This is a genomic window from Rhodobacter sp. SY28-1 (assembly GCF_005222785.1).
GTDB lineage: Bacteria > Pseudomonadota > Alphaproteobacteria > Rhodobacterales > Rhodobacteraceae > Tabrizicola.
Genome location: NZ_STGH01000001.1, coordinates 1345512 through 1370964, shown reverse-complemented (window position 1 = coordinate 1370964; position 25453 = coordinate 1345512). Strand labels below are relative to the sequence as shown.

28 protein-coding genes and 1 other RNA gene are annotated in these 25453 nt (G+C 64.3%); 12 read left to right on the top strand and 17 right to left on the bottom strand.

The features are described 5' to 3' along the window. The first annotated feature begins 181 nt into the window (after positions 1 to 181). The 8 genes from E8M84_RS06765 to E8M84_RS06730 all read left to right on the top strand — a co-directional run bounded on the left by E8M84_RS06765 (position 182) and on the right by E8M84_RS06730 (position 8230). Entirely contained in the window at positions 182 to 1441 is a 1260-nt protein-coding gene (locus E8M84_RS06765; protein ID WP_137110379.1) for an AAA family ATPase, read from the top strand. Positions 1442 to 1458: 17 nt separating this feature from the next. Next, the gene (locus E8M84_RS06760; RefSeq protein ID WP_137110378.1) at positions 1459 to 2901 is read left to right on the top strand and encodes a CpaF family protein; all 1443 of its coding nucleotides are present in this window, start codon (positions 1459 to 1461) and stop codon (positions 2899 to 2901) included. A 5-nt stretch (positions 2902 to 2906) separates the two neighbouring features. Next, the gene (locus tag E8M84_RS06755) at positions 2907 to 3875 is read left to right on the top strand and encodes a type II secretion system F family protein (protein WP_137110377.1); all 969 of its coding nucleotides are present in this window, start codon (positions 2907 to 2909) and stop codon (positions 3873 to 3875) included. A gap of 7 nt (positions 3876 to 3882) precedes the next feature. Beyond that, entirely contained in the window at positions 3883 to 4866 is a 984-nt protein-coding gene (locus tag E8M84_RS06750; RefSeq protein WP_137110376.1) for a type II secretion system F family protein, read from the top strand. A gap of 18 nt (positions 4867 to 4884) precedes the next feature. After that, a complete protein-coding gene (locus E8M84_RS06745) occupies positions 4885 to 5445 on the top strand; it encodes a tetratricopeptide repeat protein (RefSeq protein ID WP_240790295.1) in 561 nt (186 codons plus the stop codon). Between the two features lie 51 nt (positions 5446 to 5496). Beyond that, positions 5497 to 6354, top strand: coding sequence for a lipopolysaccharide assembly protein LapB (locus E8M84_RS06740; protein ID WP_137110375.1), 858 nt, complete (start codon positions 5497 to 5499; stop codon positions 6352 to 6354). Then, a complete protein-coding gene (locus E8M84_RS06735) occupies positions 6354 to 6851 on the top strand; it encodes a prepilin peptidase (protein WP_137110374.1) in 498 nt (165 codons plus the stop codon). Before E8M84_RS06740 ends, E8M84_RS06735 begins: the two co-directional genes overlap by 1 nt. Positions 6852 to 6913: 62 nt before the next feature. Beyond that, positions 6914 to 8230: an ATPase gene (locus E8M84_RS06730; RefSeq protein ID WP_137110373.1), complete on the top strand. Its 1317-nt coding sequence runs from the start codon at positions 6914 to 6916 to the stop codon at positions 8228 to 8230. A gap of 55 nt (positions 8231 to 8285) precedes the next feature. On the opposite strand, the gene E8M84_RS06725 is transcribed toward E8M84_RS06730, so the two are convergent. Both E8M84_RS06725 and mgtE read right to left on the bottom strand, forming a co-directional pair. Continuing rightward, entirely contained in the window at positions 8286 to 8831 is a 546-nt protein-coding gene (locus E8M84_RS06725) for a 5-formyltetrahydrofolate cyclo-ligase (RefSeq protein ID WP_137110372.1), read from the bottom strand. Next, positions 8828 to 10174, bottom strand: coding sequence for a magnesium transporter (gene mgtE, locus E8M84_RS06720; RefSeq protein ID WP_240790329.1), 1347 nt, complete (start codon positions 10172 to 10174; stop codon positions 8828 to 8830). The genes E8M84_RS06725 and mgtE overlap by 4 nt, the downstream gene beginning before the upstream one ends. Positions 10175 to 10391: 217 nt before the next feature. Between mgtE and guaD the strand changes: the two genes are divergently transcribed. After that, complete coding sequence (gene guaD, locus E8M84_RS06715; RefSeq protein WP_137110370.1) at positions 10392 to 11672, top strand: guanine deaminase; 1281 nt, start codon at positions 10392 to 10394, stop codon at positions 11670 to 11672. Between the two features lie 298 nt (positions 11673 to 11970). Here the strand turns inward: guaD and E8M84_RS06710 are convergent, their stop codons facing one another. The 5 genes from E8M84_RS06710 to E8M84_RS06690 all read right to left on the bottom strand — a co-directional run bounded on the left by E8M84_RS06710 (position 11971) and on the right by E8M84_RS06690 (position 15738). Beyond that, positions 11971 to 12288, bottom strand: a complete 318-nt coding sequence (locus E8M84_RS06710; protein WP_137110369.1) for a ribonuclease E inhibitor RraB — start codon at positions 12286 to 12288, stop codon at positions 11971 to 11973. A gap of 26 nt (positions 12289 to 12314) precedes the next feature. Further along, on the bottom strand, positions 12315 to 12896 hold the full coding sequence (locus E8M84_RS06705) for a hypothetical protein (RefSeq protein WP_137110368.1): 582 nt from the start codon (positions 12894 to 12896) through the stop codon (positions 12315 to 12317). A 75-nt stretch (positions 12897 to 12971) separates the two neighbouring features. Further along, positions 12972 to 14312 carry an 8-oxoguanine deaminase gene (locus E8M84_RS06700; RefSeq protein ID WP_137110367.1) on the bottom strand — a complete coding sequence of 447 codons (1341 nt, stop codon included), beginning with the start codon at positions 14310 to 14312 and terminating at the stop codon, positions 12972 to 12974. 188 nt (positions 14313 to 14500) lie between these two features. Next, entirely contained in the window at positions 14501 to 15298 is a 798-nt protein-coding gene (locus tag E8M84_RS06695; RefSeq protein ID WP_137110366.1) for an inositol monophosphatase family protein, read from the bottom strand. 77 nt (positions 15299 to 15375) lie between these two features. Next, entirely contained in the window at positions 15376 to 15738 is a 363-nt protein-coding gene (locus E8M84_RS06690) for a helix-turn-helix domain-containing protein (RefSeq protein WP_137110365.1), read from the bottom strand. A 368-nt stretch (positions 15739 to 16106) separates the two neighbouring features. Here E8M84_RS06690 and E8M84_RS06685 point away from each other — a divergent pair, with 368 nt between their 5' ends. Beyond that, a complete protein-coding gene (locus E8M84_RS06685) occupies positions 16107 to 17078 on the top strand; it encodes an NADPH:quinone oxidoreductase family protein (RefSeq protein WP_137110364.1) in 972 nt (323 codons plus the stop codon). On the opposite strand, the gene E8M84_RS06680 is transcribed toward E8M84_RS06685, so the two are convergent. Then, on the bottom strand, positions 17066 to 17917 hold the full coding sequence (locus E8M84_RS06680; protein WP_137110363.1) for a LysR family transcriptional regulator: 852 nt from the start codon (positions 17915 to 17917) through the stop codon (positions 17066 to 17068). The two genes, E8M84_RS06685 and E8M84_RS06680, sit on opposite strands and share 13 nt — an antisense overlap. Before the next feature lie 124 nt (positions 17918 to 18041). Between E8M84_RS06680 and E8M84_RS06675 the strand changes: the two genes are divergently transcribed. Together E8M84_RS06675 and E8M84_RS06670 are read left to right on the top strand one after the other, a co-directional pair. Further along, positions 18042 to 18272: a DUF1127 domain-containing protein gene (locus E8M84_RS06675; RefSeq protein WP_137110362.1), complete on the top strand. Its 231-nt coding sequence runs from the start codon at positions 18042 to 18044 to the stop codon at positions 18270 to 18272. A gap of 131 nt (positions 18273 to 18403) precedes the next feature. Continuing rightward, entirely contained in the window at positions 18404 to 19141 is a 738-nt protein-coding gene (locus tag E8M84_RS06670) for a Bax inhibitor-1/YccA family protein (RefSeq protein WP_137110361.1), read from the top strand. A gap of 65 nt (positions 19142 to 19206) precedes the next feature. Here the strand turns inward: E8M84_RS06670 and E8M84_RS06665 are convergent, their stop codons facing one another. From E8M84_RS06665 to gatC, 9 genes are all read right to left on the bottom strand, one after another. Further along, positions 19207 to 19752, bottom strand: coding sequence for an AAA family ATPase (locus tag E8M84_RS06665; RefSeq protein WP_137110360.1), 546 nt, complete (start codon positions 19750 to 19752; stop codon positions 19207 to 19209). Between the two features lie 85 nt (positions 19753 to 19837). Beyond that, positions 19838 to 20530, bottom strand: a complete 693-nt coding sequence (locus E8M84_RS06660) for a VIT family protein (protein WP_137110359.1) — start codon at positions 20528 to 20530, stop codon at positions 19838 to 19840. A gap of 153 nt (positions 20531 to 20683) precedes the next feature. Continuing rightward, positions 20684 to 20851: a 50S ribosomal protein L33 gene (gene rpmG, locus E8M84_RS06655; RefSeq protein ID WP_135448918.1), complete on the bottom strand. Its 168-nt coding sequence runs from the start codon at positions 20849 to 20851 to the stop codon at positions 20684 to 20686. Between the two features lie 100 nt (positions 20852 to 20951). Next, positions 20952 to 21590, bottom strand: coding sequence for an EF-hand domain-containing protein (locus E8M84_RS06650; protein ID WP_137110358.1), 639 nt, complete (start codon positions 21588 to 21590; stop codon positions 20952 to 20954). 141 nt (positions 21591 to 21731) lie between these two features. Next, an RNA gene (rnpB, locus tag E8M84_RS06645) (RNase P RNA component class A) lies at positions 21732 to 22133 on the bottom strand. Positions 22134 to 22144: 11 nt separating this feature from the next. Next, positions 22145 to 22846 (bottom strand): N-acetylmuramoyl-L-alanine amidase, encoded by a 702-nt coding sequence (locus E8M84_RS06640; protein ID WP_137110357.1) that lies wholly within the window; start codon positions 22844 to 22846, stop codon positions 22145 to 22147. Positions 22847 to 22861: 15 nt separating this feature from the next. Then, complete coding sequence (locus E8M84_RS06635; protein WP_137110356.1) at positions 22862 to 23614, bottom strand: hypothetical protein; 753 nt, start codon at positions 23612 to 23614, stop codon at positions 22862 to 22864. 31 nt (positions 23615 to 23645) lie between these two features. Next, positions 23646 to 25130, bottom strand: a complete 1485-nt coding sequence (gatA, locus tag E8M84_RS06630) for an Asp-tRNA(Asn)/Glu-tRNA(Gln) amidotransferase subunit GatA (RefSeq protein ID WP_137110355.1) — start codon at positions 25128 to 25130, stop codon at positions 23646 to 23648. After that, on the bottom strand, positions 25127 to 25414 hold the full coding sequence (gene gatC / locus E8M84_RS06625; protein WP_137110354.1) for an Asp-tRNA(Asn)/Glu-tRNA(Gln) amidotransferase subunit GatC: 288 nt from the start codon (positions 25412 to 25414) through the stop codon (positions 25127 to 25129). Before gatC ends, gatA begins: the two co-directional genes overlap by 4 nt. Positions 25415 to 25453: the final 39 nt, after the last annotated feature.

Below are 25453 nucleotides of genomic sequence, written 5' to 3'. Positions count from 1 at the left end.
CGTGATAATCCCAGAAACAGGCATTTTTAGCCCAAATATCGCCACCATTCTTGAACAAGGTCGCCCGATAGGATGAGTACCGGGGTCCTATGTTCCGCGAGTGGACCGCACAAACGACAAACCAGCTAACCACTTGTAATTTTTGTACAAAACGACCCCCACGGAAAGGACCTGACGCGAGATGACGAGCAAAGCCACAGTTCAGAGCGATCCGGCGCCGATCCTCGCCTGCACGATTTCCCGTGACGTGCAGCGATTCGATCTTCTGATCGACGACATGGAGACCGAGCTGGGCGAAGCCTGGGGCGACCTTAACTTCGAGGACGCGCTGGTCTTCCTCAAGCAGCCCGACAGCACCGGGATGCAGTTCGTCGCCATCGCCGTCGACAGCGAGGATGAATCCGAACTGTCGAAGATGAACGATGTGATCAAGGCGGCGAAAGCCAAGAAGATCAAGGTTCTGCTGATCGCGAACCAGGTCAGCCCGTCCGTGCTGCACCAGATGCTCAAGCTTGGGGCCGACGACTTCGTCCCCTACCCGCTGCCCGAAGGCGCACTGCACGACGCGATCGAGCGTCTGCGCAAGCCTGTCCCGGTCATGCCCGATGGCTATGACCCGGAAACCGGCGCGTTCAACCCGGTCTTCAAGGCCAAGGGTGACCGCAACGGCGTCATCCTGCCGGTGCACGGCATGGCAGGCGGCGTCGGTGCCACCACTTTCGCCGCAAACCTGGCGTGGGAGCTGTGCCTGATCCCGGAAACCGAAGGCATGCGCGTCTGCGTCATCGACTTCGACCTGCAGTTCGGCTCGGTCGCCACCTACCTTGACCTGCCCCGCAAAGAGGCCGTGCTGGAGATCCTGACCGACACCGCCGCCGTCGACGCGGATTCGCTGATCAAGTCGATGCTGACCTTCAACGACAAGCTGCATGTCTTCACGGCACCGGCCGACATGCTGCCGCTGGACGTCCTGAGCCCCGAAGACGTGGGCCGCATCCTTGAAACCGCCCAGGCGAACTTCGACTTCGTCATCGTCGACATGCCCTCGACCGTCGTTGCCTGGACCGAGGCGGTGCTGACCCGCTCGCATGTCTACTTTGCCCTGCTGGAGCTTGACCTGCGGTCGGCCCAGAACATCCTGCGCTTTGTCCGCGCGCTGAAGGCCGAGGGCCTGCCGCATGAAAAGGTGCGCTATGTCCTGAACCGGGCACCCAAGTTCACCGACCTTTCCGCCAAGGCCCGCGTCAAGCGTCTGGCGGAGAGCCTCGACATCGCCATCGAGGTTCAGCTACCCGACGGCGGCGAACAGGTGACGCAAGCCAACGACCACGGCCTGCCGATTTCCGAAAGCGCGGGCAAGAACCCGTTGCGTAAGGAACTGCAGAAGCTCGCCAAGTCCCTGTACGACCTGAACAAAGCCACCGAAACCGCCAAAGCCTGATCTAGGGGGAACGTCCCGTGTTTAGCCGCTTCAAGAAAGACTCGCCGGCAGGAACCAGCACGCCCCAGGGGGGGACTGCTCCTGTCACCCAGGCCGTTGACAAGGCCGCCTTCCGCAACAATGCCCCGGTGCAGCCCGCAGCCCAGCAGCGCGTTGCCGCCGAGGCGGTCGCAGCCGACAAGGAAAAGAAGCGCAAGGAACGCCTGACCGAACTGAAGGTCGAGATCCACAAGCGCCTTCTGGAAGACCTGAACCTCTCGGCCCTTGAATCGGCCAGCGAACAGCAGCTGAAAGGCGAAATCGCCGCGCTTGCGTCCGAGGCGCTGGACGACATGTCGGTCGCCCTGAACAAGGAAGACCGCCTGGCCCTGAACCAGGAGCTGTATGACGAGGTCATGGGCCTTGGCCCGCTGGAGCCCTTGCTGAAGGACGAGACGATCAACGATATTCTCGTCAACGGGCCAAAGCGCATCTTCATCGAACGCGCAGGCAAGCTGCAGCTGTCCGACGTGACCTTCCGCGACGAACGCCATCTTCTGCGGATCATCGACAAGATCGTGTCCGCCGTGGGCCGCCGGGTCGACGAATCCAACCCCTATTGCGACGCCCGTCTGCAGGACGGCAGCCGTTTCAACTGCATGATCCCGCCGATCGCGGTGGACGGCTCGCTTGTCTCCATTCGTAAGTTCAAGAAGGACAAGCTGAAGATCGAGGACCTCGTCCGCTTCGGCGCCTTCACCGAGGAAATGGCCGCCTATCTTCAGGCCGCCGTGTCCTGCCGTCTGAACATCATCGTCTCGGGCGGTACGGGTTCCGGTAAAACCACCACGCTCAACGCGCTGTCCTCCTTCATCGACAACCACGAACGCGTGCTGACCATCGAAGACACCGCCGAACTTCAGCTCCAGCAGGTCCATGTGGGCCGGATGGAAAGCCGCCCGGCCAACGTCGAAGGCAAGGGCGCGGTGACGCAAAGGGACTGCCTCCGGAACGCCCTTCGTATGCGTCCCGACCGCATCATCGTGGGGGAAACCCGGGGTGAGGAAGTCATCGACATGCTGCAGGCCATGAACACCGGCCACGACGGCTCGATGACCACGATCCACGCCAACAACCCGCGCGACGCGATCTCGCGTCTTGAAAACATGGTCGCGATGGCCGGGATCGAGATGCCGCTCAAGGCCGTCCGCAGCCAGATCGCCAGCGCCGTCAACCTGATGGTTCAGGCCAGCCGCCTGCAGGACGGGACCCGCCGCATGACCTCGGTGACCGAAATCACCGGCATGGAAGGCGAGGTCATCTCGATGCAGGAAGTCTTCCGCTTTGAACGCCTGGGGGTCGAGCCGTCGGGCAAGATCATCGGCCGCTTCAACGCGACCGGCATCCGGTCCGCCTATTCCGACCGCTTCCGCCAGTGGGGCTTCGACCTCCCGGCTTCCATCTACGAACCGATTGTCTGACACCCATGGAAATCAGCGCCGCACCCCTAATCTACATCATGATCTTCGTGGCGGTCGTCGTGATCGTCAACGGGATCTATTTGATTGTCTTCGGTAAATCCATCAGCCTGAACAGCCGGGTCAGCCGCCGCCTGACGCTGCTGGAAAAGAACGCGAACCGCGAACAGGTCCTGGAACAGCTCCGCAAGGAGATGAACCAGCACCTGAATGCGCGGAACATCCCGCTCTATTCCATGCTGGCCAAGAAGGCACAGCGGGCGAACATCGCCTTCTCGCCGCAGGCTCTGATCGGGATCATGGCCGTCCTGTCGGGCTTTGCCTACATGATGCTGTCGGTCTTCACCTCGGCCGAGTTCGGCCTGAGGCTGGTCCTCGGCATCGTGATGGGCGTCGGCGGCGTGTTCTTCTGGGTGAACAGCACTGCGAAGAAGCGGATGAACCTGCTGGAGGAGCAGCTGCCCGACTCCATCGAACTGATGGTCCGCTCCTTGCGCGTCGGCCACCCCTTCTCGACCGCCATCGGCATCGTCGCCAAGGAAATCCCCGATCCGCTGGGGTCGGAATTCGGGGTAATCTCCGACGAGGCCGCCTATGGCCGCGACGTCGCGGAATCGCTGAAGGCCTTCGCCGAGCGGATGGACAGCCAGGACTTGCGCTTCCTTGCCGTGGCCGTGTCGATCCAACAGCAGTCGGGCGGTAACCTCGCCGAGATCCTGGAAGGCCTGTCCAAGGTGGTCCGCGCCCGCTTCAAGCTGTTCCGCCGCGTCCGCGCCATCACCGCCGAAGCGAAATGGTCCGGCATGTTCCTCTCGGGCTTCCCGATCGTCGCGCTGATCATGATCAACGTGGTCCAGCCCGACTACTATGACGAGGTCAAGGGCACCTCGGCCTATATCCCGGCGGCGCTCTTCGTCGTCACGTTCCTCATCATCAACATCATCTACATGAAGGTGATGACCAACATCAAAGTGTAGGTCGGCTATGGAATTCTTCACGAACCTCATGTCGGGCATGACCGAACGTTTCGGTCCCATGGCGCCGTTGCTTGCGGTCGGCCTTCTGGGCATGCTGCTCATCCTTATGGCGCTGCCCATCGTGATGAAGCGCCAGCGCGACCGTTTCCGCGAACTGAAGGATCAAGGGCCCAAGGCAACGACGGACTCAAAGCGCAAGCTGCGCAAGACCGACCGGGTGGACAAGCTTGAAAAGTTTGCCCATTTCCTGGAACCGCAGAAAAAGGAAGAGCTTTCCGCCGCCAAGCTGAACATGCTGCGGGCGGGCTACACCGGGAAGAACGCGGTCCGGATGTTCCACGCCGTCCAGTTCCTTCTGGCCATCATCTTCCTGATCGGCGGCCTGATCATCGCCTTCGTCAAATCGCTGTCGCAGGAAATGTCGGCGGTCGACCTGCTGCTGCACAGCCTTCTGCCCTGCGCCATCGGCTATTACATCCCGCGCTACTGGGTGAACAAGCGCGTCAAGCAGCGCCAGACTGAGATCATCCAGGGCTTCCCCGATGCGCTTGACCTGATGCTGGTCTGCGTCGAAGCCGGTCAGTCGCTGGACCAGTCGATCATCCGCGTCGGCAAGGAAAGCCGCGCGGGCTACCCCGCCCTCGCCGACGAATTCGACATGGTCGCGCAAGAGGTCAAGGCCGGCAAGGAACGCGTCGCGGTGCTGAAGGACATGGCCGAACGCGTAGGTGTCCCCGACGTGGCCTCGTTCGTGACCACGATCATCCAGTCGGCCACCTTCGGTACTTCGGTCGCCGACGCGCTGAGGGTCTATTCCGCCGACATGCGCGACAAGCGCATCATGCGGGCCGAGGAGAAGGCCAACATGTTGCCGACAAAACTTACGCTAGGCACTATGTTGTTTACAGTTCCACCGCTATTGGTCATCCTTATCGGGCCATCCGTATATGGTATGGTGACAATGCTGACCCAACTCGCGGGCGGCCTCTAGCATCGAACGGGACGAGACTTGCGCGAAGCGGTCCTACTGACACTGTGTTCTGCGCTGCTTCTGGCCGGCTGCGTGCCGGCCGGCGACGTTTCCAGGAACCGCCCCTACGGCGTCGACGCCAATGGCGATGGCGTTGACGGGATGACCGTCGGCCACCGGCTGATGGAGGCGGGCGAGCACGAACTTGCTTTGAAGGCCTATCTGCGTGGGGCCGGGGAAATTGGCATCAATGCCGATGTCCTCTCCTCTATCGGCTCGGCCAACCTGGCGCTCGGGCGGCTGGGCCAGGCCGAAAAGCTGCTTGAACGCGCGCTGGAGCTTGATCCCAACTTCGTTCCGGCCCTGAACAACATCGGCGTGGTGAAGATGGAACAGGGCGACATCGGCGAAGCGCGGGTCTATTTCCAGAAAGCCTTCGCGCTGGATAGTGGCGAAACGGACTCGATCCGCGAAAATCTGATGCTTGCTATCGCGCAAAGCGAGGCGAGCGTGTATGATACCACCCAAGAACAAGAAAGCAGCGGGTTCCGTCTGGTCCGACAGGAAAAGGGCAAATACGTCCTACTTTCCGATCTCTAGGCGGCGACACGTCAAGACTAGATACGGGCAGTCAACAAAAAGGACGCAAACATGCGCCATCCGGCTTTCGTAGTGCTGTGCCTTTCCGGCGCAGTTGCCTTGTCAGCCTGTCAGAAGGATTCTGACGCACAGGTCCAGCGGGCACTGAAGGACGTCAACGTCATCGACGAATCCAACCTGAATGACGTGATGATGACGGTCGCCGACCCCAACGAGGCGGTGGATTACTTCACCCGCACCCTGCAGCAGAACCCCGACCGGATCGACCTGATGCGCGGTCTGGCGCGGTCGCTGATCCGCGCGCAGAAACCGACCGAGGCCGCCCAGGTCTGGCGCCAGGCGGTGGCCCATCCCGAGTCGACCCCGGAAGACCGCGTGATGCTGGCCGATGCGCTGATCCGGTCGAACCAGTGGCCAGAAGCCAAGGCCGAGCTGAACCAGATCCCGCCGACCCACGAAACCTTTGACCGCTACCGGCTTGAGGCGATGGTCGCGGACAGCGACAAGAACTGGAAGAAGGCCGACAGCTTCTACGAAATCGCCGCCGGGCTGACCACGACGCCGGCGGGTGTGCTGAACAACTGGGGCTTCTCCAAGCTGACCCGTGGCGACGCGCCAGGGGCTGAAAAGCTGTTCACCGAAGCCCTGACCTACGACCCGTCGCTCTTCACCGCGAAGAACAACCTCGTCCTCGCCCGCGCGGCCCAGCGCAAGTACGACCTGCCGGTGCTGCGGATGACCCAGACCGAGCGGGCCGAGCTTCTGTATTCCATGGCGCTTGCCGCGATCAAGCAGGGCGACGTGACAGTGGGCAAGGGCCTGCTGAACCAGGCGATCGAGACCCATCCGCAATACTTCGAAGCCGCGGCACGCAGCCTTGAAGCCCTTGATGCGAATGTGAAAAGCTGATGCTTGAGCCGACCGATGCGCTGATCCTTCTGGTCCCGGTGCTGCCCATTGCGATCTGGGCGGCACTCTCGGACCTCAAGCGGATGAAGATCCCCAACACCTCCGTACTTGCGATGGCGGCGGTCTGGCCGCTTCTGGGCTGGTATGTGTCCCCCACGCTGACGGTCTGGGCTTGGGGCTTTGCGCTGATGGCCATCGTCTTTGTCGCAGGCTTCCTGATGTATCTGACCGGCACCTTCGGGGCGGGGGACGCAAAGTTCGCCGCCGCGATGGCCGGGCTGTTCGTCGGTGGCAACATCGGCGAAATCCTTCTGATCATCTTCTTCTCGATGATCGGGTCGCTGGCCGTGCACCGGATCTTGCGCAGCCTGCCGGTGGTGCGGAATGCGACGCCGGACTGGGAAAGCTGGACCAAGCGGCGCTACTTTCCCTTCGGTCTGGCGCTGTCGTCCATCGTGATCTTCTACCTTCTTGCCGCCATCTGGCCACAGGGCTGACACAAGTCACGTTTACGACTCAATGCGCAGTACTGCGCTAGATTGTCCACGGAGCTTGCCCTATGAACGCTGAGGCCCCGGTATCGGGCGTGCAACCGCCGCCCTCGCCCCGCTCGCTGGAAGATACCGGCCTGTCGATCATCATGATGCGCGACATCCTGTTGAAGTCGATGTTCCGCACCAACCAGTCGCAGGTCACGACGCTTTCAAAGATCATCTGCCTGCCAGTCCCGCTGACCCAGGAACTGGTTGACCTCGCGCGGACGCAAAAGCTCTTGACCGCGATGGGCACAATGTCCGCGACGGCGTCGAACGAGATGTCGTACGAGCTGACCGATGCCGGAAAGGCCCGCGCACTCGACGCCCTGTCCCAGTCGGAATACTACGGCGCGATGCCGGTGCCGCTGGACCAGTATTCGGTGCAGATCAAGCGCCAGTCGGTCCGCGACATCCGTCTGAACCGCGAACAGCTTCTCTCCGGCATGGGCCACCTGATCCTGCCGCCCGACCTGATCGACAACCTCGGCCCTGCCGTGACCTCGGGCCGCTCGATCCTGCTTTACGGCCCGCCCGGCAACGGCAAATCCTCGATTTCGCATGGCATCCGCGCTGCCCTTGGCGACAAGGTCTATGTCCCCCGCGCCATCGAATATTCCGGTCAGATCATCAGCGTCTACGACCCGATCGTCCACTCCTCGGCCGAGATGGCGGTGGACGACCCGAACTCCCTGCGCCGCACCTCGAACCGCTTCGACAACCGCTATGTCTACTGCGAGCGTCCCTCGGTCATCACCGGCGGTGAACTCAGCCTCGACATGCTGGACCTGAACTACAACCCCACGGCCCGAACCTATCAGGCCCCCCTGCAGCTGAAGGCCACCGGCGGCATCTTCATCATCGACGACCTTGGCCGCCAGGCCGAACCGCCGCAAAAGATCGTCAACCGCTGGATCGTGCCGCTGGAAGAAAGCCGCGACATCCTGGCGCTGCAGTCGGGCGAAAAGTTCACCGTGCCCTTCGACACGCTGGTCATCTTCTCGACCAACTTCCACCCGAACCAGATCTTCGACGGCGCGGCCCTGCGGCGTATCTTCTTCAAGATCAAGATCGACGGCCCGTCCCAGGAGAACTTCCTTAAGATCTTCGCAATGGTCGCCCGCAAGAAGAAGATGCCGCTGGACGAAACCGCGCTGATGCACCTGATGAAGGTCAAGTTCCCGACGATCCAGAACAACTACGCGAACTATCAGCCGGTCTTCCTGATCGACCAGATGATCGCGGTCTGCGACTTCGAGAACATCCCCTACCAGATGACGCCCGAATTGATCGACCGGGCCTGGGGCAACATGTTCGTCCGCCAGGAAGACATCGCGCACTGAAGGGCGCAAAAGTTTTCGAAAACTTTTGCAAAATCCTTCGAAGGATTTTGGGGCGTCACGCGAAAACCGTGATGCCCTTTTCCGTCACTACCGCATCCAGCCGCTGATCGAACTCGTCAATCGGCACGGCCTCCACCTCCTGCGCCGCGAAGGCGAACCCCACCGCCAGCACCCTCCCCCGCGCCCGCAGCCCCTCCAGCGTCCGGTCGTAGAACCCCCCACCATAGCCTAAGCGGAACCCCCGCCGGTCCCAGGCGAGCAAAGGCACGATCAGCACCTCCGGCTCGACCCAGGCCCCCTCCTCGGGGATCATCGCCTTGAACGCGCCCTCGACCAGCCTGCAGCCCGGCGACCATTCCCGGAACCGCAAGGGCGTGGCCTTCTCCATGATCACCGGCACACCCACCGGCCCCTGATGCGCCGCCATCGCGGGGAGGGGATCAATCTCGGTCCGCATCGGCATGTAGCCTGACAGGACCTTGCCCCGATGCCCCGACAGGTAATCCGCCAGGATCTCTGCCGCCTGGCCCTGCCCCGCCGCAAATGCCTCTGCCCGCCGCGCAAAGGCCTTTGCCCGCGCCTCAGCTTTCACATCCGTCATGTCAGCATCACCGTCGCCAGCCCGAGAAAGGCAAAGAACCCCATCACATCCGTCAGCGTCGTCACGAACGTGCCGCTCGCCAGCGCCGGGTCCAGCCCCATACGCTCCAGCGTCAGGGGCACCAGCACGCCGCCCAAGGCCGCCACGATCTGGTTCACGATCATCGCCAAGCCCAGCACCAGCCCCAGATGCCAGTCGCCGAAGATCAGCACCCCGGCGGCCCCAAGGATCAGTGCCAGCCCGATCCCGTTCATCAGCCCCGCGAGCAGTTCCCGCCGCACCACCCGCCCCGCGTTCGCCCGCGTCAGGTCCCGTGTCGCCAGGGCCCGGACCGCCACCGCCAGCGACTGCGTCCCCGCAATCCCGCCTGTGGACGCCACGATCGGCATGAGCGCCGCCAGCACGACGATCGAGGCAATGGTCGCCTCGAACTGGCTGATGACCAGCGCTGACAAGGACGCCGTGAACAGGTTGATCACCAGCCAGGGCAACCGCTGCTTCACCGTCTCGACCGGCCCGTCGCTGACATCCGCCTCGTCGCCCACACCGGCCAGACGCAGCATGTCCTCCTCATGCTCCTCATCCAGCACGTTCATCGCGTCGTCGATGGTGATGACCCCGACCAGCCGGCCCGAGCCATCGACGACGGGACAGGAAATCAGGTGATACTGGTTGAAGATATAGGCGACATCCGCCTCCTCGTCCGTGGCCGCGACGGTGCGGAAACTCTCCTCGGTGATCGCCTTCAGCGCCACGTCACGGCCCGACGACAACACGCGCCCCAGCGTCACATAGCCCACCGGGGCCATCCGCGGGTCGACCAGAATCACATGGTAGAACTGGTCGGGCAGATGGTCGGCTCCGCGAAGGAAATCAATGGCTTCGCCCACCGTCCAGTGCTCCGGCGCCACCACCAGCTCGCGCTGCATCAACCGGCCTGCGGAATACTCCGGCCAGGCCAGCGCCTGCTCCACCGCCATCCGGTCAGCCGCATCCATCGCGCCCAAAAGGCGGCCCTGATCCTCGGCCTCCAGATCCTCGACGATGTCCACAAGGTCGTCGGAGTCGAGCTCCCGCAGCGCTTCGGCCACCACCTCGTCGGGCAGCGCGCCCAGCACGTCCTCGCGGATAGCATCGCTGATCTCGGACAGCACCTCGCCGTCGATGACGGCCGAACCCATCGCAAGCAGCGCCTCGCGGTCGGACTCCGAAACCTGCTCCAGAAGGTCGGCGACGTCGGCCGGGTGGACCGGCTCCAACAGTGCTTCGACCCGGGCGGAATCCCCGGCGCGGGCGGCATCCAGCGCCGCATCCAGTGTCGCCTCAAGCGTCGCCGCATCCATCGCGTCCGGCGTCGTCTTGACTGTCGTCTCCGCCATGCGACCCTCCGCTCTTCCGCCGACCTTAGGCCGCTTTTCCGGCAACGGCAAAGCCCGCTGCCCATTCGCCCCGCACCCCGGCCTTCGCGCTTTTGCGAAACAGTTTCAAGCCTTGATCTGCAGTGGAAAATTTACCGGGCCCGCGAAACACTCTACCCTGTGCCGGTTCGAAAGGTGCCCCATGACCGATCTTCTTCTGGGCCAGGTGCTCAGCTTCGCCGGCGATCCCTTCACCGAAGGCCTCTCGGCCGCGCGGGTCCTGACCCGGGGCGCGGTCGCCGTCGAACAGGGCCGCATCAGCGCCGTGGGCGAGGCTGACGCCTTGCGCACCCGCTACCCCCAGGCCCGCATCCACGACCATGGGCAGAAGCTCATCTCCGCAGGCTTCATCGACGCCCACGTCCACTACCCCCAGACCGCGATCATCGCCTCCTGGGGCAAGCGCCTGATCGACTGGCTGAACACCTACACCTTCCCCGAAGAAATGCGCTTCAGTGATCCCGCCTATGCGGAGGAGATAGCGAACCGCTACCTCGACCTGATCCTCGCCCGCGGCACCACCACCGTCTGCTCTTACGCCACGATCCACCCGGCCAGCGTTGACGCCATCTTCACCGCTGCCCAGTCGCGCGGCATGCGGATTTTCGCTGGCAAGACCTGCATGGACCGCAACGCCCCCGAGGGCCTCCGCGACACCGCCCAATCGGCCTACGACGACAGCAAGCAGCTGCTTGAGAAATGGCACGGCCAGGACCGCCTGTCCTATGTCATCACCCCACGCTTCTCGCCCACTTCGACGCCGGAACAGCTCGCCGCCCTGGGCCAGCTCTGGCGCGAATACCCCGACTGCCTGATGCAGACCCACCTCAGCGAACAGACCGACGAGATCGCATGGGTGAAGGACCTCTTCCCGCAGTCCCGCGACTACCTCGACACCTATGAGGCGCAAGGGCTGCTCCGCGAAGGTGCTGTCTACGGCCACGCCATCCATCTGACCGACCGCGAAAAATCCCGCCTGATCGAGGCCGGGGCAAGCCTCGTCCATTGCCCGACCTCGAACACCTTCATCGGCTCGGGTCTCTTCGACATGACCCTCGCCACCCGGCTTCGTGTCGGCCTTGCCACCGACACGGGCGGCGGCTCGAACTTCTCGATGCTGCGTACGATGGCCGCCGCCTACGAGGTCGCCCAGCTTCGCGGACAGTCCTTGCACCCCGCGCAGCTCTGGTGGCTTGCCACCCAAGGCTCCGCCCGTGCGCTCCGCTGCGAGGACAAGATTGGCAACCTCGCCCCGGGGATGGAGGCCGACCTCATCGTCATCGACCTCGCCTCCACCCCCGCCATCGAACAGTCGACGCGACGCGCCACGGACCTCTGGCAGCAGCTGTTCCCCACAATCATGATGGGCGACGACCGGGCCATCGCGGAAGTCTGGGTGAACGGCAAACGCCTGGCGACCTGACCCAAAGGGCCTTGCCCATGTCCCAAATACTCCCGCCGGAGGCTCCCGAGGCTTTGCGCGTTCTTCACGCGCAAAGCCGAGACAAAGAGTCTTCGCGCCACAGGCGCTCAATTTGACAACCGCCCCAACCCGCAAATACGCCCGAGGCTGACGTGCGACGCCAGTGCCGCTGGCACCTCCCCTTCCCCTCCGTTGGACGGGGCTTGGGGAGCCCGGTCATTATGGTAAGGACCACCTGAATCGCCAAGCGTAACCGATTGATTCAACTCAATTTGAAAATCTGTCCTGCGTGGACAGCCTACTCCGCCAGCTCCCAGCCGTCCGGGTAGAAGTCATGCTTCAGGGCGATTTCCGTGGCCGCATGTTCCCGTTCCCAGATCGCCTCCGGCGTGACCGGCATCGGCCCGAACGAGGCGATCAGCGTCTCGCCATCCTTCAGCCGCCGCGTCGTGAACCCCGCCAGCCGCAGCGCGCGTTCGAAGGCGGCCCAGCTGGCATCCAGCTCCTCGATGAAGAAGGCAAACTCCACCACCGCCGTCTTCGGCAGGCTCACCCCCTTCGACTGGCGGAAGGTCTGGAACGTGTCGCGCCGCTGGGCAGCATAGTCGTGGGACATGGGGCCTCCTGAAAGGCCGTTCTACCCTACTCGGCCCGCGTGCAGAAGCCCCGGTCGAAGGCCGCACCGAAGGTCCAGTCGCTCGCGTTCAGCGCCTCGAAGCCCACCGGCTCCAGCTGCCGCCGGGTGCCGTTGTCGACCGAGACCATGTTCCAGAGATCGACGTCGCAGTCATAGGAATAGGGCTCGCCGCCGGGGTTGTAGAACGACGACCGATGATAGTAACCGACCACCGTGTACTGGTTGTCGATCCGCTGGATCTGGGTGACCGACCGACCCTCGGCCTCTTCATCGGCGAACTCGACCGTGATCTGCAGGATGCTGCCGTTCGGGCTGTCCAGCACCTCCAGGTCCTGCCGGGTCGCAAAGGCGCCCAGTTCGATTTCGCGGTTGTCGAATTCCGGACTGCCCGACGTGCCGGGCGCGCCATCGTTGCCGTTCCAGATCACCAGGCCAAGACGATCCTTGTTCTGGACCAGCTGCGCCGTGAAGTAGAAACCGGTGTTCGAGGGGCCGGCCCAGTTTCCGCTGACTTCCGAAAGTACCGTCTGTGCCGCAGCAGGCAGTCCAATGGCCAGCGTCAGGGCAAGGGCGGACAGATAGCGCATGCAGGGACTCCTTGGTTGCCATGCGGCGACCTTGCCCAGCTTCTGCAGAGTCCGAAAGGGCGGGAAAACCGGATGTTACCCCGCCAGTCTTGTCGCAAGTCGGCGCTGGCCTTCCAGAAGCCGCGGAAGATCAATGGTCGTCATCTGCCCGTCCCGCACCACCTGCCGACCCTCGACGATCAGATCCTTCACCCGCGTCGGACCGCAAAGAACCAGCGCCGCGACCGGGTCCCAGGACCCCGCCGCCTCGACCCCGGTCATGTCCCAGATTGCCAGGTCGGCCCGCTTGCCCACCTCGATTGATCCCAGGTCGCCGCGCCCCAGAACTCCTGCCCCCCCGAGCGTCGCAATCTCCAGCGCCTCGCGCGCGCTCATCGCATCCGCGCCCTTGGCAACCCGCTGCAACAGCATCGCCATCCGCGCCTCGGTGATCAGGTTGCCCGCGTCGTTCGAGGCCGAACCATCGACCCCAAGCCCGACCTTCACCCCCCGGTCCCGCATCGCGCGCACCGGGGCGATGCCGGACCCAAGTCTACAATTCGAACATGGACAATGGGCAATACCCGTCCTCGACCGGCTGAAAAGTTCAATTTCCGAACTATCCAGCTTGACGCAATGCGCGTGCCAGACATCCGGCCCGGTCCATCCCAGGTCCTCGGCATACTGGCCGGGGCGGCAGCCGAACTGGGCCAGGGAATAGGCGATATCTTCGTCGTTCTCGGCCAGATGAGTGTGCAGCATCACGCCCTTGTCCCGCGCCAGAAGGGCTGCGTCCCGCATCAACTCGCGGCTGACCGAGAAGGGCGAACAGGGCGCCAGTCCGACCCGTACCATTGCCCCCGGCTTCGGATCGTGAAACCGGTCAACGACCCGGATCATGTCGTCCAGGATCGCGGGTTCCTTTTCAACCAGGCTGTCGGGCGGCAGCCCCCCCGCGCTTTCGCCGATCGACATCGCGCCGCGTGTCGGGTGGAACCGCAGACCGACCTCTGTCGCCGCTGCAATCGTGTCATCCAGCCGCGCGCCGTTCGGATAGAGATACAGGTGGTCGGATGTCATCGTGCAGCCCGAAAGCGCCAGTTCTGCCAGTCCGACCTGGGCCGAGGTGAACATCTCTTCGGGCCCGAACCTTGCCCAGATCGGATACAGCGTCTTCAGCCAACCGAAGAGGAGCGCATCCTGCCCGCCCGGCACGGCCCGAGTCAGTGTCTGGTACAGATGGTGATGCGTGTTCACCAGACCCGGGGTGACCACGCAGCCGCGCGCCTCGATCACCTCCGCCCCCTGGGTCGGCAGTCCCTGCCCGACCGAGGCGACACTCCCGTCCCGGATCAGCACATCCGCGCCCGAAAGCTCGGATCGTGCTGCATTCATCGTCACCACGACATCGGCATTGCGGATCAAAAGATCGGTCATGGGTGCACCCGTTGCGCACCCTTCGGTTTCAGGGGAAACCAAAGCCGTCCGTCAGAAGGGCGAAGGACACGTCCGGCTCTCGCACCCTAGCCCGAGGGGGCGCCAGCCGACAAGAGCCAGGCAAATGGCCAAGGCGAGAAGCTGTTTCAGACGGCGACGGATAAAGGGTCTGGCAGCAGCGGCCCGGGCTACTGGTTCAGCAGGGCCAGCGCCTCGGCATGAACCTGTCGGTTGGCGGCCGCTAGGATCTGCCCGCCGTCCAGCGCCGGGCGTCCCTGCCAGTCGGTGACGATGCCGCCCGCCGCCTCGATCACCGCGATCGGCGCCTGCACGTCATAGGCCTGCAACCCCGCCTCGATCACCAGGTCGATCTGGCCGGCGGCGATCAGTGCATAGGCGTAGCAGTCGGTGCCATAGCGCACCAGCTTGACCCCCGCCGCCACGCGCCGAAAGGCGGCACCCTCGGCAGCGGTGCCCACTTCGGGGAAGGTCGTGAACAGGATGGATTGCCCCAGCGGCCGCGCCGGGCGGACGGCCAGATCAGCCTCACCCATCGGGCCGCGCATCCGCGACAGTCCAAGGCCGCCCTCGAACCGCTCACCAATGTAGGGTTGGTCGATGATGCCATACAGCACGCCCTCGGCATCGCGGACCGAGATCAGGACACCCCAGGTGGGCGTGCCCGACAGATAGCCCCGGGTTCCGTCGATGGGATCGAGCACCCAGGTCAGGCCGCTCAACCCGGAGCTGGAGCCATATTCCTCGCCCAGGATCCCGTCCAAGGGCCGCCGACGCTGCAGAACGTCGCGCATGCGCTGTTCCGACAGCCGGTCAGCCGCCGTCACCGGGTCGAACCGATGGGCTTCCTTGGTTTCAGCTTCAAGAGAGCGGGTCCGGAAATGGGACAGGGTCACAACGCGCGCCACATCCGCCAGTTCATGCGCCGTTGCGACAAGATCAGCCGCAAGCGCCGGTGAAACCCGCATGATCCTCTCCCTGACCTGATGGGCCTTTCAGCCCAATCCCCGGGCGCTAACCGCGCACGGGGACAAGGTCAAGGCATTCAGGCAGCTTCTGACAGCACGCGGGCCAGGTCGAACAGCCGACGACGCTGAGCCTCCGGGATCGCATAGTAGGAGCGCACCAGTTCCAGGGCCTCCTTGTCCGACATCATGTCGCCGTGGGCATACGCCGAGTTGACCTGACCTTCGGCGAGACCTTCGAAGAAGAACGAGATCTGAACTCCCAGTGCATCGGCCACGTCCCAGAGGCGCGATGCGCTGACCCGGTTCATGCCGGTCTCGTATTTCTGAATCTGCTGGAACTTGATTCCAACCTTGTCGGCAAGCTGCTGTTGCGTCATGCCCACCATCCAGCGGCGGTGACGGATGCGCTTACCAACATGTGCGTCTACGGGATGCTTCATTCTGTACTCCAAAAACGAGTGTCCGTTCCCCTCGGTAATCTATAAGCAGATTCCGTGCCAAAGCTGGGCGAGCGTTCACTTTCCGTTAAAAAAAAATCTGGGGGGCCAAAACCTATCCTTTTGGACAAGTCCAATTATACACGCGTATAACACACGGTGTGGTTGTCCCTATCGACCCGCGGAACGAGTCGGACCGAATCATGACTCGCCCTATAGTGGTATCGCATTTTGCTTTGCATTTTGCACAACTGCCGCAGACCCGATTGCACATTGCGAATCCCGTGATCATTGCGTTGCAAGAAACTGTAGGTCGATTAAAAACCCTACACCGCAGGTAGTAGAAACAACCACCCAAGGAGGAGCCGCAAATGCAGGCGTGGCAGGTCAACAATCCCAGCTCTACGCCTGTTCTGGCCAATATCAAGAACGATTTTCCCGTTAAAGGCGAAGTCGTTGTTCAGGTGGAAGCAGTCGGGCTCAACTTTGCGGATATGCTTGCGATTCAGGGCAAGTACCAGGTTCGGCACCCGTTTCCGTTCACTCCGGGGATGGAGCTGTCCGGCACCATCCTTGCCCTGGGACCGGACACAGAGGGGCCCGCGCCGGGTACCCGGGTCCTGGCGACCTGTTCTGCGGGGGCTCTGGCCCGACAAATCGTGCTGCCTGCCGGGCGTGTCGTCCCGATCCCGGACGTCATGAGCTTTGACGAAGCGGCCGGTTTTCCCATTGCCTACGGCACATCCCACCTTGCGCTAAGCCACACCGCGCGGTTGCGGGCCGGTGAGACACTGTTCGTGACCGGCGCGGCGGGCGGTGTCGGACTGACCGCGGTCGAGATCGGCAAGCGTCTGGGCGCGCGGGTCATCGCCTCGGCCCGCGGGGTAAAGCGTCTGGCGGTTGCCAAGGCCGCGGGGGCGGATGTCCTGATCGACAGCGACGCGCCAGACCTGAAAGAAGCCTTGCGGGCCGAAGGCGGGGTGGATGTCGTCTACGACGCCGTGGGCGGCCCCGCCTTCGACGCCGCCCTGCGTGCCTGCAAGCCGGAAGGACGACTTCTGGCCATCGGCTTTGCCTCGGGTGAGGTGCCGCAGATCCCGGCGAACCTCCTTCTGGTAAAGAACCTGACGGTGTCGGGTTTCTGGTATGGCGGGATGGAGGCGCACGCGCCCGGTCTCGTCGCCGCGAGCATGGCCGAGCTTCTGCGCTGGCGGGCCGAGGGGCTGATCCGCCCGCATGTCAGCCATATCCTGCCCTTCGAGGCCTTTCCCGAAGGCCTGGCCCTGCTGCGTGACCGCAAGGCCACCGGCAAGGTGGTGATCCGGGTCGGTCAGCAGCAATAGGCCACGCGCAATTCGGCCATCAGCATGTCCACCGCCTCGCTCGTCGCGGTTGGAGACCGGTAAAGCGCCAGCTTCATTTCACCCAGCGCCGGCAGCTGGTTCTGCGCCTCGATGACCTCGGTGTCCGCGGGAATATTGCCCGCCATCCGCGCCGAGATCGCAAGATCCGCCGCCACCATCGCCTCAACCGCCTGCTCGCTTTCGCCGCCGGTGGCCATTTCCCACGGGATTCCGGCACGGTCCAGCGCGCCCGTGGCAGTGGGACGGAAGATGCATCCGTCCTTGAACCCCAGCCGCAGCGGCCGCCGCTGCCAGGCCTTGCCCTCGGGCGCGCCGACCCAGACCAGCGGCCGCGCACCCAGCACCTCAGCGCCGTGGCCCGGCGCATCCTCGGTGGTCACGATCACGTCGAAGCCGCCACGGCCGAACTCATCTTTCATCGCCAGCGTGAAGGACGAGACCAGATTCACCTGCACGCAGGGGTAGGTCTGAGCCATCCGCTTCAAGATGCCGGGGATCGCCGGATAGACAATGTCGTGCGGCACCCCCAGCCGGATCGACCCGGTGCAGGCTGTTGTCGAAAATCGCGACAGCGCCTCGTCGTTCAGGGCCAGCATCCGCCGTCCATAGGACAGAAGTTGTTCCCCCTCGGGCGACAGCGCCAGCTTCCGCGCCGCGCGCAGGAAGAGGGACAGACCAAGCGACTCTTCCAGCCGCTTGATCTGCATCGAGACCGCCGACTGCGTGAGGTTGAGATACCCCGCCGCCTTCGTCACGCCGCCGACATCGGCAACGGTCACGAAGGATCGCAGGGCAGACAGGTCAAGGTTGCGCGGCATATCACAGATCCTGATGGATGAGCTCACAATCATTCGTTTCCATCATGCATCGAAAAGACGCATTGTTCAAGCATCCTGATGCAAACGCATCGCACCATGACAAACCCGAATGATGGAGCCCGCCATGTCCAGCCGTCGCCTTGCCCTGCCGCTCGCCTCTCGCCTGCACCACCTCGCCGCGACCCTGTCGCGTTTTCCCTCCCGCCTGCTTCACATGGCGGCCCTGACCCGGTCGCGCCGCAGCCTGTCCCGGCTGGACGATCACCTCCTGCGCGACATCGGCCTGACCCGCGAAGAGGCCCTGGCCGAGGCAGAGCGCCGGGGCTGGGACGCTCCGTCGCACTGGAAGGGCTGAAAAGTTGACAGTTTTCGCCTCCCTCGCGCGCGCGTAGTGCTTGAAATGACCCCTCGGGTTCCCAATATTCTGTGCACGAGGTCGCGCCGGTCCCCCCGGCGTTGCCCTTAGGGACAACATCGGAGGCTTCCATGGCTCAATACGATACGATCCGCAGCGTTGGCGTTGGCGCCGGCGTCCGGATTGATGAAGGGCTTCGCGCCCATATGAACAAGGTCTACGGGCTGATGTCCGTGGCGATGCTGGTCACGGCCGGCGTTGCCTGGGCTGTCGGCACCTCGGACGCGCTTCTGGGGATCTTCCGCGATCCGATGACGCTGCAGCCGAATATCCTGGGCTGGGTGGTGATGTTCGCCCCCCTCGCCATGGTGTTCGCGTTCGGCGCGCTGATCAACCGGATGTCGGCCGCTGCGGCACAGCTGTTCTTCTACGCCTTCGCGGCGGTGATGGGCCTGTCGCTGGCTTGGATCTTCAAGGTCTTCACCGACACCTCGATCGCGACGACCTTCCTGGCGACCGCCGCCGGTTTCGCCGGTCTGTCGCTGTATGGCTACACCACCAAGCGTGACCTGTCGGGTCTCGGCCGCTTCCTGATGATCGGCCTGATCGGGCTTGTCGTCGCGATGCTGGTGAACATCTTCCTCGGCTCCTCGGGCCTTGCCTTCGCGATCTCGGTGATCGGCGTGCTGATCTTCGCGGGTCTGACCGCGTTCGACACGCAGAACATCAAGAACGACTACCTCGCCCATGCCCAGGCGATGGATCAGGAATGGCTTGCCAAGTCCGCGATCATGGGGGCGCTGAACCTGTACATGAACTTCATCAACCTGTTCATGTTCCTGCTGCAGTTCCTCGGCAACCGCGAATAGGTCGCCTGACACATTGACGAAAGGGCCGGTCGCAGGACCGGCCCTTTTCATTTCAGCGGACCGCATCAGGCCTCGGGCGCGATCACCCGGGCCGTTGCGCCATGGGCCGCCAGAAACTGCCGGACCGCCCGACGCGTCCGCAACCGGATGACCCGCGTGCCCGCCGGAGCACGGGCCGCCAGCGCCGCGAACACCGCCTGTTCCCGAGGAAGCTCGCGGGCAAGATGTCGCCAATAGCGCCGGACATGCACAGGGTGATCCTCGGGGCTGTCCGGCGGCAGGTCGGCCCGGCTCTTCCCCCGGCTGCGGCGGACCCGCGTCAGGATGCGCCACAGACGCAAGGCAGGATTAAGGTCCAGCCAGATCAACGTGTCGCAGTCGGCAAGTCTGGCCGCATAGGTTGCGGGCGAGCAGCCTTCCAGCACATAGCCCGGCAGGGCAAGGACGCGCTCCACGGCCGCCAGCCGCTCGTCTTCGGAAAGCTTGCGCCACTGCGGCCCCCAGTAAATCCGGTCCAGATGGAAGACCGGCAGATCCAGCGCCAGGCCCAGCGCAAGCCCAAGGGTCGATTTGCCAGACCCCGACCCGCCGACAACCATGATCCGTCGCATTCAGGTCCCGGAATGAAAAAGCCCGCGCCCGAAGGTGCGGCCCGATCACGCGAAGATCAAGGGGGCTCAGATTGGCTCGGACCTCCTAGACCACCGCACCGAACAGCTTGCCCACGACCGCCGTCACCGCCATCGCGACCGCCCCCCAGAAGGTGACCCGCAAGACCCCACGCCAGACCGAGGCGCCGCCGGCCCGCGCCCCCACCGCGCCCAGCACCGCCAGGAAGATCAGCGACAGCACCGTCACCCACAGGCTGATCGACGCCTCGGGCACCATCGCTGCCGTGACCAGGGGCAATGCCGCCCCCACGGCGAAGGTCAGGGCCGAGGCACCCGCCGCCACCAGGGGCTTCGCCTCGGTATGCTCGGAAATCCCCAGCTCGTCCCGCACATGCGCGCCAAGCGCATCCTTTTCGTGCAGGGCCGCCGCCACCTCGGCCGCCAGTTCCGGCGACAGCCCGCGCCGCTCATAGATACCCGACAGAGCGCGCAACTCCTCTTGCGGATCGGCCGCGATTTCCGCCGCCTCCCGCGTGATGTCGGCGCGTTCGGTATCGGCCTGGCTGCTGACCGAAACATATTCCCCCGCCGCCATCGACAGGGCCCCCGCCGCCAGCCCCGCTGCCCCCGCGATCAGCACCTCGGCCCGGCCCGACGCCGCCGCGACACCTACGATCAGCGAGGCTGTCGAGACGATGCCGTCATTCGCGCCAAGAACCGCCGCCCTCAGCCAGCCCACGCGTGCGACATAGTGCTCTTCCCGGTGATAGCGTTCCATCGCATGGCTCCTCTGTCCGTCGCCAGAAGGGCCGGTCACCGGGCACGGGTCAATGACATAGGTCAGTTCAGCCGTCAGCGCGCGCTTAACCCCGCAAAGGAAAAGGGCCGCGTCCCAGCGGACACGGCCCCCAAACTTGCGGCAGGCGCGATCTTACTTGATCTTGCCTTCCTTGTACTCGACATGCTCCCGCTTGACGGGATCGTACTTCTTGATGACCATCTTCTCGGTCATCGTACGGGCGTTCTTCTTGGTCACATAGAAGTGGCCGGTGCCCGCGGTCGAGTTCAGGCGGATCTTGATGGTGGCGGGCTTTGCCATGGTCGTTTCCTCTGCATCGGGGAATCCGTATCCCCCGGTGAAATCCTTGAAGCCCGCCTTTTAGCCATGCGCACGGCAGAGTCAACCGCTATCGGCGCCCTTATTGCCACATCGCGGCGCGCAGTTCCCAGGGTGTGACCTTGCCGTCTCCGTCGCTGTCGGCGGCGTCAAACTGCGCCTTCTCGGCGGCCAGGAACTCGGCCATCGTCACCTTGCCATCGCCGTCGCCATCCCTTGCCGCAAAGCGTGCGGCGTGGCGCTCTTCCATGCCCGGCATCATGCCCCACGGGCTCATCATCCCCATGCGACCGGCTCCGAACTCCCCAGCCTCCAATGCACCGTCCGTGTTCGCATCCATCAGCGCGAACATCGCCTCGGCATGGGCGGCCGCCTCTTCGGCCGAGATGTCGCCGTTCTGGTCGGCATCAAGCCCGGACATCATCATTCCGCGACCCATCCCGCCTTGCCCCATTCCCCAGCCCTGACCCGCCCCGGGACCTGAGCCGTATCCCGGCCCCATGCCATACCCCTGGCCCATGCCGTAGCCCTGGCCCATCTGGCCCTGCCCCATGTAGCCTGGCCCCATCGGGCCCTGCCCCATGTAACCGGGTCCCATGTCCCAGCCCCAGCCCTGCCACCATCCCTGTCCTGGCCCACCGCCCCAGCCAGGCTGGCCTTGGGCAAAAGCGCCAGACGCCGTGCCCATGCCCAACACCACAATAAGGGTGAATGCCTTCATCTCCCGGTCCTCCAGTATTGCGGAAACGCACGTTGCATTTCCGTCCTGCGCCACTGAAGACCGATGCACTCCACGGCGCATTGTCCGGGATCAAACGCACGCAAAGTTGATCCCGCCCAAGGATGTGGGAAATGAGAGCCAATGCGCGGAGAGCCTGTAAGCCGGATTTTGTCCAAGAGGTTTCCCCCTCTGGATGACCATTCCTCTGCCAACCGTGTTGCCACGGCGGTCAAGCTGCCAACCCGGGCCTCTCGGGCGTTGGCGTCCCTGCGGGCGGTATCCCCGGCCTTTCGACCACGGACCGGCCCCCGCGCGAGGCCCCTATTTGGCATTGCTCCGGGTGGGGCTTGCCGTGCCGGTCCTGTTGCCAGTCCCGCGGTGGGCTCTTGCCCCACCGTTTCACCTTTACCCCGCAAGCGGGGAAGTCTCTTCTCTGTGGCGCTTTCCCTGGGGTTACCCCCGCCGGGCGTTACCCGGCACCCTTGCCAACGGGAGTCCGGACTTTCCTCGGATCTTGCGACCCGCGGCCATCCAGCCCTCCGCGCGGGGGTCAGTTAGGCATCGGCGGGCTTTACGTCAACTGCAAAGCGCCGCAGTCCCGCCGCCAGCGCACAGTCCGTGGCATCCAGCGGCCCCTTGCCCGCGGGACGAAAGCGCAGCCGGAAGGCGGTCAGCAATGTCTCCGGTGCGGCGTCGGGATAGCCGAAAGCGCGCAGGTCAGCCAGGAAAGCCGCCATGTGCGCTTCTGCACCTCCGTCCCCCCGCGTGGCGAAGGGGGCGGCGGGCACGTCAGGCCAGACCGCCAGCCCCTGCAATGCCAGCCGCCGCCAGTCAAAGCGCGGCCCGGGGTCAGCCTTGCGGTCTGGCGCCATGTCGCTGTGCCCGATGACCGACTGCGAACCCAGGCCATGCCGGTCCAGGATGTCGCGCAGCAGAGCCTCCAGCGCTTTCATCTGCGGCTCGGCAAAGGGTTCGGCCCCGCTGTTCACCAGTTCGATCCCGATGGAACGCGAATTCACATCCCCCGCCCCGCCCCAGGCCCCTGCCCCGGCGTGCCAGGCGCGCGCGGCCTCATCGACCAGCGCATGCAAGGTTCCGTCCCGGTCGATCAGATAATGCGCCGATACCTCGGCCGCAGGATCGCAAAGCCGCTCCAGCGAACCGGCGCAGTCAAGCACCGTGTAATGCAGCACGATCAGGTCGACCGCAGCCCCGTCCCTCCGCTCGCCAAAGTTCGGCGACGGATGCGCCCGCATCACCCTAATCCGCTGTCACTGCAGCGCGGTGCGGAAGGGACGCGGATCCCAGGAACAGGCAAAGCCATCGCCGTCCGGGTCGACGCCCATCCGGTCGCGATCCGGGCCGCCCTTGGCCAGGAAGTCCTGCTGCGCCTGATCGGACGAGGCGTACTTGGCGCAGGCCGCGTTCACGTCGCGGATGCCAAGGCCCGACCGCTTGTACATCTGCACGCCCGGTGCATGCTTGGTGGCCAGCGCGAATTCTACAATGTTGGGCCCGATATCGCCCGGGCGCTGCGGCAAGTCCTTGGGCTGGACGACGACATATTCCGCCCGGTTCCGCTCGATCCGTTCCTTGTCACTTTCAATGGTCTCGCGCGCCGAAACGGCGTTGAAATCCTGTTCGTCGGAAATTCCGGTGTGGCTTTGCACCTCGCCGGATTCTTCCTTGATCCCGGCCGGGGCGCCACCGCGCGGACGGGCCGAGCTGTCGGTCGCCACAGGCAGCGGCGTCACCGCAGGTGGGGTCGTCGCGGGCACACCCGCAACCGGGGCCACACCTTGCGCCCGGTCAATCGCCGCCGCGGCAGCGGCCGGGTCAAAGGCTCCGCCCGGCGGCGGAATCGTCACCGGCGCGCCAACCGGGCCGGGGTTCGCGCCCCGGACATAGCTGCCGTAGTCCTGAAAGCCGACGCCGGGGCCGGTGTCCGTCGTCGTCGGAGTGCAGGCAGCCAGCATCAGCGCAGCAACGGTTGCGCCAGCGGCGGGAAGGAAGGTACGGCTCATCAGTGCCTCGGAAGGGTTCTTTTGCGGCCCATTACCACCATTTTTCCGCTTTGGCCACAAAGCCCGCGCGCGATTCCAACACATGTGCGTAATTCAGCAACTCTGCCTCGTCCCAGGGCCGCCCAATCAGCTGCAGGCCCAGAGGCAGGCCCTGCGCGTCCAGCCCCACCGGAACCGAGATCCCCGGCAGGCCTGCCAGGTTCACCGTCACCGTGAAGACGTCGTTCAGATACATCTGCACCGGATCGGCATCCGCCATCTCGCCAAGGCCGAAAGCGGCCGAAGGGGTCGCCGGGGTCAGGATCGCATCCACCCCATCGGCGAACACCGTTTCGAAGTCCCGCTTGATCAGCGCCCGCACCTTCCGGGCACGGTTGTAATAGGCGTCGTAGAACCCGGCCGACAGCACATAGGTCCCGACCATGATCCTGCGCTGCACTTCCGGCCCGAAACCGTCGGCCCGGGTCTTTTCGTACATCTCAGTGATCCCGTCGCCCTGCGAAAGCTTCGCCCGGTGCCCATAACGCACCCCGTCATAGCGGGCGAGGTTTGAGGACGCTTCCGCCGGAGCGATCACATAGTAAGCTGGCAGCGCGCATCTGGTGTGCGGCAGAGAGATGTCCCGCACCTCCGCGCCCGCGTCCCGTATCATCTCGATGCCACGCGTCCACAGCGCCTCGATCTCCGAAGGCATCCCGTCCATCCGGTATTCCTTCGGAATGCCGATGACCTTGCCCCGGATATCCCCGGTCAGCGCCGCCTCGAAATCCGGCACCGGAATGTCGGCTGACGTGGAATCCTTCGGATCATGCCCCGCCATCGCCTGCAGCATGATCGCCGCATCGCGCACCGACTTGGTCATCGGCCCGGCCTGATCCAGCGAGGACGCAAACGCCACGATCCCCCAACGGCTCACCCGCCCATAAGTCGGCTTGATCCCCACGATCCCGGTAAAGGCCGCCGGCTGCCGGATCGACCCGCCGGTATCCGTCCCCGTCGCCGCGAGGCACAGGTCCGCCGCCACCGCGCTTGCCGACCCACCCGAAGACCCGCCCGGCGTCAGCTGCACGTTCGACCCCTTGCGCTGCCAGGGGTTCACCGCATTGCCGTAACACGAAGTCTCGTTGGACGAACCCATCGCGAACTCGTCCATGTTCAGCTTGCCCAGCATGACCGCGCCCGCCTCGAACAGCTTCGAGGTGACGGTGGACTCATACTCCGGCTTGAAGCCCTTCAGGATGTTCGACGCGGCCTGCGACGGAACCCCCTTGGTGCAGAACAGGTCCTTGATCCCCAAGGGAATCCCGCACATCGCCGGGGCCTCGCCGCCCTTGAGACGAGCATCCGCCGCCCGTGCCTGCTCCAGCGCGATTTCCGGAGTCTTATGGACGAACGCGTTCAGCGCATCGCCCGCGTCGATGGCTGTCAGACACGACATGGTCAGATCGACCGCCGAGATCTCGCCCTTCCGCAGCGCATCCCGTGCTGCCGCGATGGTCCAGCTATTCGCGCTCATTCCACCACCTTCGGCACCGCAAAGAAGCCCTCGCGCGCATCGGGCGCGTTCTTCAGGACCTGGGCCTGGATGTTGCCATCGGTCACCACATCCGCCCGCCGCTTCAAACGCATCGGCGTGACCGAGGTCATCGGCTCCACGCCGGTCACGTCGACCTCGTTCAGCTGCTCCATGAAGCCAAGGATGCCGGACAACTGACCCGCCAGCTTTGGCAGGTCCGCTTCCTCGACCCGGATCCGGGCCAGCTTTGCCACCTTGCGGGCGGTGTCGATGTCGATCGCCATCGGGCTCTCCTTAGGGTTTGGCCCCGTTTAGCCGCCCCC

Coding starts and splice junctions, on each gene's coding strand:
- E8M84_RS06765 (WP_137110379.1), top strand. CDS start 182: ATGACGAGCAAAGCCACAGTTCAGAGCGATCCGGCGCCGATCCTCGCC.
- E8M84_RS06755 (WP_137110377.1), top strand. CDS start 2,907: ATGGAAATCAGCGCCGCACCCCTAATCTACATCATGATCTTCGTGGCG.
- E8M84_RS06750 (WP_137110376.1), top strand. CDS start 3,883: ATGGAATTCTTCACGAACCTCATGTCGGGCATGACCGAACGTTTCGGT.
- E8M84_RS06740 (WP_137110375.1), top strand. CDS start 5,497: ATGCGCCATCCGGCTTTCGTAGTGCTGTGCCTTTCCGGCGCAGTTGCC.
- E8M84_RS06735 (WP_137110374.1), top strand. CDS start 6,354: ATGCTTGAGCCGACCGATGCGCTGATCCTTCTGGTCCCGGTGCTGCCC.
- E8M84_RS06730 (WP_137110373.1), top strand. CDS start 6,914: ATGAACGCTGAGGCCCCGGTATCGGGCGTGCAACCGCCGCCCTCGCCC.
- E8M84_RS06725 (WP_137110372.1), bottom strand. CDS start 8,831: ATGACGGATGTGAAAGCTGAGGCGCGGGCAAAGGCCTTTGCGCGGCGG.
- mgtE (WP_240790329.1), bottom strand. CDS start 10,174: ATGGATGCGGCGACGCTTGAGGCGACACTGGATGCGGCGCTGGATGCC.
- guaD (WP_137110370.1), top strand. CDS start 10,392: ATGACCGATCTTCTTCTGGGCCAGGTGCTCAGCTTCGCCGGCGATCCC.
- E8M84_RS06710 (WP_137110369.1), bottom strand. CDS start 12,288: ATGTCCCACGACTATGCTGCCCAGCGGCGCGACACGTTCCAGACCTTC.
- E8M84_RS06705 (WP_137110368.1), bottom strand. CDS start 12,896: ATGCGCTATCTGTCCGCCCTTGCCCTGACGCTGGCCATTGGACTGCCT.
- E8M84_RS06700 (WP_137110367.1), bottom strand. CDS start 14,312: ATGACCGATCTTTTGATCCGCAATGCCGATGTCGTGGTGACGATGAAT.
- E8M84_RS06695 (WP_137110366.1), bottom strand. CDS start 15,298: ATGCGGGTTTCACCGGCGCTTGCGGCTGATCTTGTCGCAACGGCGCAT.
- E8M84_RS06690 (WP_137110365.1), bottom strand. CDS start 15,738: ATGAAGCATCCCGTAGACGCACATGTTGGTAAGCGCATCCGTCACCGC.
- E8M84_RS06685 (WP_137110364.1), top strand. CDS start 16,107: ATGCAGGCGTGGCAGGTCAACAATCCCAGCTCTACGCCTGTTCTGGCC.
- E8M84_RS06680 (WP_137110363.1), bottom strand. CDS start 17,917: ATGCCGCGCAACCTTGACCTGTCTGCCCTGCGATCCTTCGTGACCGTT.
- E8M84_RS06675 (WP_137110362.1), top strand. CDS start 18,042: ATGTCCAGCCGTCGCCTTGCCCTGCCGCTCGCCTCTCGCCTGCACCAC.
- E8M84_RS06670 (WP_137110361.1), top strand. CDS start 18,404: ATGGCTCAATACGATACGATCCGCAGCGTTGGCGTTGGCGCCGGCGTC.
- E8M84_RS06665 (WP_137110360.1), bottom strand. CDS start 19,752: ATGCGACGGATCATGGTTGTCGGCGGGTCGGGGTCTGGCAAATCGACC.
- E8M84_RS06660 (WP_137110359.1), bottom strand. CDS start 20,530: ATGGAACGCTATCACCGGGAAGAGCACTATGTCGCACGCGTGGGCTGG.
- rpmG (WP_135448918.1), bottom strand. CDS start 20,851: ATGGCAAAGCCCGCCACCATCAAGATCCGCCTGAACTCGACCGCGGGC.
- E8M84_RS06650 (WP_137110358.1), bottom strand. CDS start 21,590: ATGAAGGCATTCACCCTTATTGTGGTGTTGGGCATGGGCACGGCGTCT.
- E8M84_RS06640 (WP_137110357.1), bottom strand. CDS start 22,846: ATGCGGGCGCATCCGTCGCCGAACTTTGGCGAGCGGAGGGACGGGGCT.
- E8M84_RS06635 (WP_137110356.1), bottom strand. CDS start 23,614: ATGAGCCGTACCTTCCTTCCCGCCGCTGGCGCAACCGTTGCTGCGCTG.
- gatA (WP_137110355.1), bottom strand. CDS start 25,130: ATGAGCGCGAATAGCTGGACCATCGCGGCAGCACGGGATGCGCTGCGG.
- gatC (WP_137110354.1), bottom strand. CDS start 25,414: ATGGCGATCGACATCGACACCGCCCGCAAGGTGGCAAAGCTGGCCCGG.